Annotated in this window: 9 protein-coding genes; 6 read left to right on the top strand and 3 right to left on the bottom strand. The window is 74.9% G+C overall.

From position 1 onward, the window contains the following. On the bottom strand, positions 1-933 hold a 933-nt coding region (locus IH13_RS0134465), incomplete at its 3' end, for a phosphatase PAP2 family protein (protein ID WP_063837534.1). A 312-nt stretch (positions 934-1245) separates the two neighbouring features. On the opposite strand from IH13_RS0134465, the gene IH13_RS0134460 reads away from it, so the two are divergent. Continuing rightward, complete coding sequence (locus IH13_RS0134460) at positions 1246-1842, top strand: histidine phosphatase family protein (RefSeq protein WP_031090816.1); 597 nt, start codon at positions 1246-1248, stop codon at positions 1840-1842. A 19-nt stretch (positions 1843-1861) separates the two neighbouring features. On the opposite strand, the gene IH13_RS0134455 is transcribed toward IH13_RS0134460, so the two are convergent. Beyond that, positions 1862-3217, bottom strand: a complete 1356-nt coding sequence (locus IH13_RS0134455; protein WP_031090814.1) for an NsdA family TPR-like regulatory protein — start codon at positions 3215-3217, stop codon at positions 1862-1864. A gap of 242 nt (positions 3218-3459) precedes the next feature. Between IH13_RS0134455 and IH13_RS0134450 the strand changes: the two genes are divergently transcribed. Further along, entirely contained in the window at positions 3460-3831 is a 372-nt protein-coding gene (locus tag IH13_RS0134450) for a hypothetical protein (RefSeq protein WP_031090812.1), read from the top strand. A gap of 100 nt (positions 3832-3931) precedes the next feature. After that, positions 3932-4822 carry a spermidine synthase gene (locus tag IH13_RS0134445; RefSeq protein ID WP_031090811.1) on the top strand — a complete coding sequence of 297 codons (891 nt, stop codon included), beginning with the start codon at positions 3932-3934 and terminating at the stop codon, positions 4820-4822. A gap of 60 nt (positions 4823-4882) precedes the next feature. On the opposite strand, the gene IH13_RS0134440 is transcribed toward IH13_RS0134445, so the two are convergent. Continuing rightward, positions 4883-5428, bottom strand: coding sequence for a hypothetical protein (locus IH13_RS0134440; protein WP_031090809.1), 546 nt, complete (start codon positions 5426-5428; stop codon positions 4883-4885). A 78-nt stretch (positions 5429-5506) separates the two neighbouring features. Between IH13_RS0134440 and IH13_RS0134435 the strand changes: the two genes are divergently transcribed. From IH13_RS0134435 to IH13_RS0134425, 3 genes are all read left to right on the top strand, one after another. Then, on the top strand, positions 5507-6214 hold the full coding sequence (locus IH13_RS0134435; protein WP_031090807.1) for a response regulator transcription factor: 708 nt from the start codon (positions 5507-5509) through the stop codon (positions 6212-6214). Beyond that, entirely contained in the window at positions 6211-7677 is a 1467-nt protein-coding gene (locus IH13_RS0134430) for a sensor histidine kinase (protein WP_031090805.1), read from the top strand. The genes IH13_RS0134435 and IH13_RS0134430 overlap by 4 nt, the downstream gene beginning before the upstream one ends. A 130-nt stretch (positions 7678-7807) precedes the next feature. Beyond that, a partial coding sequence (locus IH13_RS0134425; RefSeq protein ID WP_037843244.1) for a cellulose binding domain-containing protein occupies positions 7808-8208 on the top strand: 401 nt, incomplete at its 3' end.

The raw sequence follows: 8208 nt of genomic DNA, 5'->3' as shown, positions 1-8208 counted from the left end.
GCTGGCGGCTGCTGCGGAGCCGGCGGCCGGGGTGCCGTCGGCTGCGCCGGAATCTGCGGAGGTGGTCCGCTGGCCGGGGATTCGCTCACCCGCCGAAGTCTTGCATCCGTCACTGACAATCGTGGACCTGACGGGGGGCGCGGAGGGCGGAACCGGCGCGAAGGCGGCGCGTGCCCGGTCCTTGACCCGGTCGGCGAGCCGCATGACCGGCCGGGTCAGCAGGGCCCCCACGCCCATCACGGCGGCACCGGCGACGGCGTCGAGGAAGTAGTGGTTCGCCGTGCCCATCACCACGAACACGGTGAGCAGCGGATAGGCGACGCCCGCGGCCCGGACCGCCGGGTGGCGGCCGTGCCGCCACAGCAGGACCCCGCACCACAGCGCCCAGCCGACGTGCAGGCTGGGCATCGCCGCGTACTGGTTGGTCATCCCGCTCAGTCCGCGCGGGGCGCTCGCGCCGGTGCCCCACCAGCCGTACTGGCTGTACTGGGCCATGGTGTCGACGAACCCGTGCCGGGCGTCGAGCAGCCGGGGCGGGCAGGTCGGCATGAGCGTGAAACCGACCAGGCCGAGCAGCGTGGACGTCATCAGCCACGTCCGGGCCGCCCGGTAGACGGCGGAGCGGCGGCGGAAGACCCAGACGAGGACGGCCGGGGTGACCACGTAGTGCAGGGAGGCGTACGCGAAGTCGGCCGGTACCCCCAGCCACGCCCGCTCGGTCAGCAGCCGGTTGAGCGGGTGCTCCGCGTTGAGGTGCAGCGCCTTCTCCAGGCGGAGGATGGCGAGACCGTGCTCGACGGCCGCGGGGATGTTCTCGTGGACCAGGAGGCGGCCGAGCGAGTACAGCCCGTACAGCACCGCGATCAGTGGCAGTTCCGTCCACCAGCGGGGCCGGTGGGCGGCCGAGGAGGTCGCGGCGGTGGCGTGCGGCATCCGGTGGCTCTCCCCAGTGTTCATGCGGTCGACGGCGGGCGTTCAACCGTACGGTGGTCTCAGGCCGCGTACCCCGCCGGGGGGTTTTCCTGCCGTCGTCCACAGGACGGCCCCCGGAGAGGGACGCCGGACGCGCCCCCCGGGTTGCCCGCGGGGGCCATGAGAGATGATGGGACGGGCCTGCGCCGCACCCTTCCTCCGAGGTCGGTGGCCCCCGTCGCAGCCCTCGCCGTCCCGGACACCGCTGTCCCGGACCCACCAGATCCCAGGGTCCCCGGATCTTCAGATCTCCGTACTTTTAGGAGAGCCGCCATGGCACCGCGCATCCTGCTCGCCCGGCACGGCCAGACCCAGTGGTCGGTCCAGGGCAACCACACCGGCAGGACCGACATCCCCCTCCTCGACACCGGCCGTGCGGGCGCCGAGCTCCTCGGTGAGCGGCTGCACCGGGAGCCGTGGGGCGGGCTGCCCGGCGTGGAGGTGCGCACCAGTCCGCTGGTCCGGGCGTCCGAGACCTGTGGGATCGCCGGCTTCGGGGACCGGGCCACGCCCTGGGACGCGCTGATGGAGTGGGACTACGGGGACTACGAGGGGCTGACCCCGGCGCAGATCAAGGCGGACCGCCCCGACTGGCTCATCTGGCGCGACGGCGTCCCCGGGGGTGAGACCACGGCGGAGGTGACGGCCCGGGCGGACGCGGTCGTGGACTGGGCGCGCTCGGCCGACCGGGACGTCCTGGTCTTCGCGCACGGGCACATCCTGCGGGCCGTGGGGGCGCGCTGGCTCGGCGAGGACCTCTCCTTCGGCGCCCGGATCCGGCTGGAGCCGACCTCGCTGTCCGTGCTGGGGTGGGCGTACGGCCTGCCCGCCCTGGAACGCTGGAACGACACGGGTCACCTGGACCGGTAGGCCGGAGCGTGCGCCCGGGTCAGTTCGGCAGGGCCTCGTAGCGGTTCAGCAGGGCGGTCACCTCGGGGCCGCCCTGCGGGGTCAGCGCCCGGACGATCTCGGCGAGCATCCCGCGGATGCGGGAGGACTGGACCCGTTCCAGCAGGTCCAGCACCTCGTGGACCGCTACGGACGCCTCGTCGGCCGTCCCCGAGCGCGCCAGGTCCCAGGCCAGCTGGGCCCGGTACAGCGCGAGGTTGCGGGCGAAGTGCGGGTCCTGGAGCCGGGAGGCCCGCCGCGCGTGCCGGGCCGCCCTCGGCCAGTCGCCCAGCGCCGACCAGCACTGGGCCTCCAGGAACTCCAGCTCCGCCTCCCGGAAGAAGGTCATCCACTCCGGGTCGCTCCCGCCCGGCCCCCGCTCGAACGACGTACGCGCCCGCCCGATCGCCTGTTCGCACCCCGAGCGGTCCCCGAGCCACGCCCGGCCACCCGCCTCCCGCAGCGCCAGCAGGGCCAGCAGCCGGGGCGATCCGAGCGGCCGGGCCACCCGCTGACCGGCCTCCGCGGCCCGGACCGCCTCGCGCGCCCGTCCCATGTCACGGGCGAGGAAGGAGGCGTTGCAGAACGCGTGCGCCTCCAGCGCCGCGTCGCCGGCCAGCCGGGCCGTCGCGAGGGCCTCCGCGTAGTGCGAGCGCGCGTCGTCGAGGCGACCCGAGTCGTGCGCCAGCCAGCCCACCGAGATGGCCAGCTCCCCGGCGCCCGCGTACAGCCGGTCCGAGGTGCTGCGGCGGGCCGTCGAGCCCGCGTCGAGCAGCGCGAACGCGGCCCGCAAGGGCTGGGCCGCCTGCTGGTAGAGCCCGTCCGCGCCGTGCTGGTCGTCCAGCAGCCGGATCTCCCGCACCGCCTTCTCCACCGCACTCACCTCTGCCTCGCCGACCCGCTGGGTGGGGACGGAGGCCGGGCTCGCGGCGGCGGACGGTCCGCCCAGGCCCAGGGACGCGGCCGCCACCGTGGTGGTGCCGCTGGTCATGAACACGCGACGCAGCACGTCGCACTCCTCGTGGGTATCGCTGCCGAGCGTGGGGGGGAAGGACAGCAGGGAAGGGGCCGTGGGGGCCCCTGCCCGCGCCCCCCGGCCGCGCACGCTCTCACGTGCCGAGAAGCCCAGGTCCACCAGGCTCGACCCGGGGAACATGTGCAGGAACACCCGTTCGTACGCGTAGTTGGGGCAACGGATCTCGCCGGACTCCACGCGTCCGATGTACCGGGCGTCACACGCGACCTGTTCACCGATCTCGCGCGCGGCTCTGCGGATCGCCGCGGCGAACTCCGCCGCGGAGCGCTGTCCGCGCAGCCGACGGAAGACGAGGTTGGGAACTGCCCGTGTCGACACCATGGCGGGGCCCTCTCTGGTGCAGCCGGGTTCCTGCTTCCGGTGTCCCGGCGGAGCAAGAACGTACCTGCTGTGACGGGCCGTACACACTGCGATTACGAACAATGCGGACATCTCTCCTGCAATCCGCCATGAACTGCCACCCTTTGCGGCGGCGTGCCGCCGTAGCCCTTGACGCGGTCCGCGCGTTGGTCCATGTGGAGACGGGGCGCGGCTCCGTACCGAGACGAGAGGAGGGGTTTCCCTTGCCGCACATCGGCCCGGAAACCGCACCGTGCGACCTGGTGACCGTCCCGGCACGCCAAGGGCTGGAGGCCGTGGACATCCTGCGACGCGGCCCGGGCCACGCGGCCGTCGGCCCCGTCCTGCACGACGGGACCTGCGCCACCCTCGGCTTCCTCGTCCCCCCGGGCACCGCCGAGGCCTGGGACGTGCCCGGCAGCGCCTGTACGCGCACGGACGGCAGGGGGCTGCGCGTCCCCGCCGAGCCGCCCGTCACCGGCGGGGGCTGGCTCCTGCCGCCCGGGGCGGACGCCCCCGTCACCGACCCGGCCGCCCTGAGGGCCGCGCTCGGCCAGGCGGCCCGGCTCATCGAGGCGGCCGACAACTGCAGCTGAGGCGATAATGGCCGGGTAGGCGGAACCACCGCCGCCGCTCCGTACCCGGGGCGGTCATCCGAGGAACCGGCCCCCGACCGGTCAGCGAGGACGAGCGCACGTGGCACGTCGAGGAACGCCGTCCAGGAGCGCGGGCGGCCGGAAGCGGTCCGAGGGCACGCGGGAGCCGGTGGCCGCCCCGGTCGACGGCGGCCTGGCCGAACTCGTCCCCGACCGCGAACGCCCGCACGCCTGGACGCTGTTGCTGGACGGTGCCCCGCAGTCCCACGTGGACCTGGACGACCCCGCGTACCTCTCCTTCGAGTACCAGCGCAGGCTCGGCCACGTCATCGACCTCGCCGCGCCCCCGGGCCGGCCGCTGCACGCCGTCCACCTCGGGGGCGGTGCCTTCACCCTCGCCCGGTACCTCGCGGCGACCCGCCCGCGCTCCACCCAGCAGGTGGTCGAGGTCGACGCGCCCCTCGTCCACCTGGTGCGCGGCACCCTCCCGCTGGACCCGCAGGCCCGGATACGGGTGCGGGCCATGGACGCCCGCGCCGGACTCGGCAAGATCCCGGACGGCTGGGCGGACCTGGTCGTCGCCGACGTCTTCAGCGGCGCCCGCACCCCCGCGCACCTGGGTTCCGCCGAATTCCTCACCGAGGTGCGCCGGGTGCTGAAGGCCGGCGGCCAGTACGCCGCCAACCTCGCCGACGGACCGCCGCTCGCCCACCTCCGCGGCCAGATCGCCACCGCCGCCTCGCTCTTCCCCCAGCTCGCGCTCGCCGCCGACCCCGCCGTCTGGCGGGGCCGCCGCTTCGGCAACGCCGTCCTGGTCGCCTCGGACGGGCCCCTCGCCGTCGCCGAACTGACCCGGCGCGTCGCGAGCGACCCGTACCCCGGCCGGGTGGAACACGGGCGTGTGCTCGCCGACTTCACCGGCGGCGCCGCCGTCGTCACGGACCGGGACGCCCGGCCGTCCCCGGCCCCGCCGCCCGGCACCTTCGGCTGAGCGGGCCGTGGCCGAGGGCGGCCCCGGCGACCTGGTGCACGACGGAGCGGGGCCGGGCCGTCACTGCTCCACGACCTCGACGGACGGCGGATGGCCGTTCCAGGTGCAGAAGACGGAGACCGTCGCCCCGGAGCCGTCCGTGAAGTCCACCCGGATCCACTCCGCGTTGGTCCACACCCGCATCGACCACCCCGGCTCCGGGGTGGCCGAGACCAGCGTCGCCGCGTCCGGCGCCAGCTCCAGGACCACCCTCCCGCCCCGCGTCGGATGGCTCTGCACGTTGCCCGCCGCCGCCGGGGGCGCGGAGGCCGGGGCGTCCCCCGGCGACGGCGTACCGGAAGAGGGGCGGGCCGGGGGCGGCGGCGACGGCGAACGGGTGGCGGGCGGGCCCGAGGTGGGCGGCGGCGACGGCGACGGGCGGTGCGTCGACGAGGACACCGGCGCCTCGGCGGCCCCGGCGCCCTGGGTGCCCGCCGCGATCGGCACGGCGCGCGGACGGTCGTACGCCGTCCCCGACATCACCGTGTGCACACCCCACCACGACAGGGTCACCGCCGCCCCGGTGGCGAACGACCACGCCGCCGCGTGTACGAGTCCTCGGTGCATCCGGCACATCCTGCCCCACCCGCACCGCCGTTGTCCCGACGGGCACCAGGCGCACGGGCATGGGCTACGGTGCGGCCCATGCCAAGTGTGCTCGTGGTCGAGGACGACCAGTTCGTACGTTCCGCCCTCATCCGGCACCTGACCGAGGCCTCCCACACGGTGCGCAGCGTCGGCACCGCGCTCGAAGCACTGCGGGAGGTGGCGCACTTCCGCTTCGACGTGGTCGTCCTCGACCTCGGGCTGCCCGACCTCGACGGCGCCGAGGCGCTGAAGATGCTCCGGTCCATCACCGACGTACCCGTGATCATCGCCACCGCCAGGGACGACGAGGCCGAGATCGTCAGGCTCCTCAACGACGGAGCGGACGACTACCTGACCAAGCCGTTCTCGGTGGAGCACCTCTCCGCCCGCATGGCCGCCGTCCTGCGCCGCACCCGCGGCCCCGGCGGTCAGGCGGCGCCGCCCCGGGTCATCCAGGTCGGCGGGCTCAGCGTCGACCCGCTGCGCCGGCAGGCCGAACTCGACGGAGCCGCCCTGGACCTGACGCGCCGGGAGTTCGACCTGCTGGCCTTCCTCGCCGGGCGCCCCGGGGTCGTCGTGCCGCGCAGGGAACTGCTGGCCGAGGTCTGGCAGCAGTCCTACGGCGACGACCAGACCATCGACGTCCACCTCTCCTGGCTGCGGCGCAAACTCGGCGAGACGGCGGCCCGCCCGCGCTACCTGCACACCCTGCGGGGCGTCGGTGTGAAGCTCGAACCCCCGGCCGTACCCGAGCACCCCGCATGAGATGGGCCCTGGTCAAGGTGTGTCTGGCGGTCACCGCGATGGTGGTGATCGCCTTCGCCGTACCCCTCGGCCTCGTCGTCAGGGAGATGGCGCGGGACCGGGCCCTCACCGCCGCCGAACGGCAGGCCGCGACCATCGGCCCGACCCTCACCATCACCACGGACCGCGAGGAGCTGACCCGGGCCGTCCTGTCCACCGAACCCGGCGGCCGGGGCCGGCTCGCCGTCCATGTGCCCGCCACCGCCGAACAGCCCGGCCGGCGCCTGGAGATCGGTGTCCGGCGTGCCACCGGGAAGGACGTGGAGACCGTGCGGGCCTCCGGACGGGCCTCGGTCGCCGAGGTGCCGGGCGGCTTCGCGCTGCTCCAGCCCACCGCGCTGGGATCCGGCGGCATCGCCGTCGTCGAGGTGTTCGTGCCGGAGGGCGAGGTCTCCCACGGGGTCGTCACCGCCTGGCTGATCCTGGCCGGGGTCGGTGTCGCCCTGATCGTCGGCTCGGTCGCCGTCGCCGACCGGCTCGGCGTACGCATGGTGGAACCCGCCCAACGGCTCGCGGGCGCCGCCCAGGACCTGGGGGAGGGGCGGCTGGGGACCAGGGTCCCCGAGGAGGGGCCCACCGAACTGCGCTCCGCCGCCGTCGCGTTCAACTCCATGGCGGACCAGGTCGTCCAGCTCCTGGCCAACGAACGCGAGCTGGCCGCCGACCTCTCGCACCGGCTGCGCACCCCGCTGACCGTCCTCCGCCTCAACGCGGCGTCGCTGGGCGAGGGGCCCGCCGCCGAACAGACCAGGGCGGCGGTCGAGCAGCTGGAACGCGAGGTCGACACCATCATCCGCACCGCCCGGGAGCAGCGCCCGCAGACCCAGAGCACCCACCCCGGTGCCGGCAGCGGGTGCGACGCCTCCGAGGTGATCCGCGAACGCATGGGGTTCTGGTCCGCCCTGGCCGAGGACGAGGGCCGTACGGTCCGGCTGGCGGGCGTCGACCGCACGGTACGGATACCCGTCGCACGGCCCGAACTGGCCGCCGCCCTCGACGCCCTGCTCGGCAACGTCTTCCGGCACACCCCGGAGGGCACCGCGTTCGCCGTCGACGTGCACCACAGCGGGGACGCGGTGATCGTCCTGGTCTCGGACGCGGGCCCCGGCATCGCCGACCCGGAGGCGGCCCTGGCCCGGGGCGCCAGCGGGCCCGGCGGCGGCCCGGGCGCCGTGGGCTCGACCGGGCTGGGCCTGGACATCGTGCGCAGGGTCGCCGAGTCGACCGGCGGTGACCTGCGCATCGGGCGCTCGGTGCTCGGCGGCACCGAGGTCCGCGTCTGGATCGGTCTGGACGGCGTCCCCGCGCGGCGCGGGCGCCGGGGGCACCGGGTGGGCGGCCGGGAAGGGCGCCGGCAGCGGCGGCAGGCGAGGAACCGGAGTGGAGGACTGTCCCGGCCCCCCGGCGCGGAGCCGAACCTTTAACCCGCGCCGATGCCCTCCTTAAGCCCACCCTAAGAACACCGTCCCAGGCCCCGGGTGCCCTCTTTGTCCGTCCCGGTGGGGCTAGCGTGCGGACGCATCCACCCCCCGTAGGACTGAGGCAGGGACGCGAATGGGCACCAGCACGCACCGCCGTACGACGAGCACCCGCACCAAGGCGGCCGGCGCGGTCGTCGCCGCCGCGATCGTCGGCGGCACGGTCTTCGCGCTCACCGGGACGGCCCAGGCCGCCGCGGTCGGCGCCACGTACACGAGGACCAGCGGCTGGGACGGCGGATACACCGGGCAGTACGTCGTCACCAACGACTCCACCGAGGCACGTTCGGGATGGACGCTCGAATTCGACCTGCCCGCCGGCACACGGATCGACTCGCTCTGGAACGGTGAGCACACGGTCAGCGGCGACCACGTCACCGTGCGGCCCGCGAGCTGGAACAAGGACCTCGCCCCCGGGGCGTCCGTGACCGTCGGCTTCGTGACGGCCGCCTCCGGCACCGCCGCCGACCCGGTCGG

Source organism: Streptomyces sp. NRRL WC-3549, from assembly GCF_000721935.1.
Lineage (GTDB): Bacteria > Actinomycetota > Actinomycetes > Streptomycetales > Streptomycetaceae > Streptomyces.
This window is presented reverse-complemented; position numbering and strand designations above follow the sequence as displayed.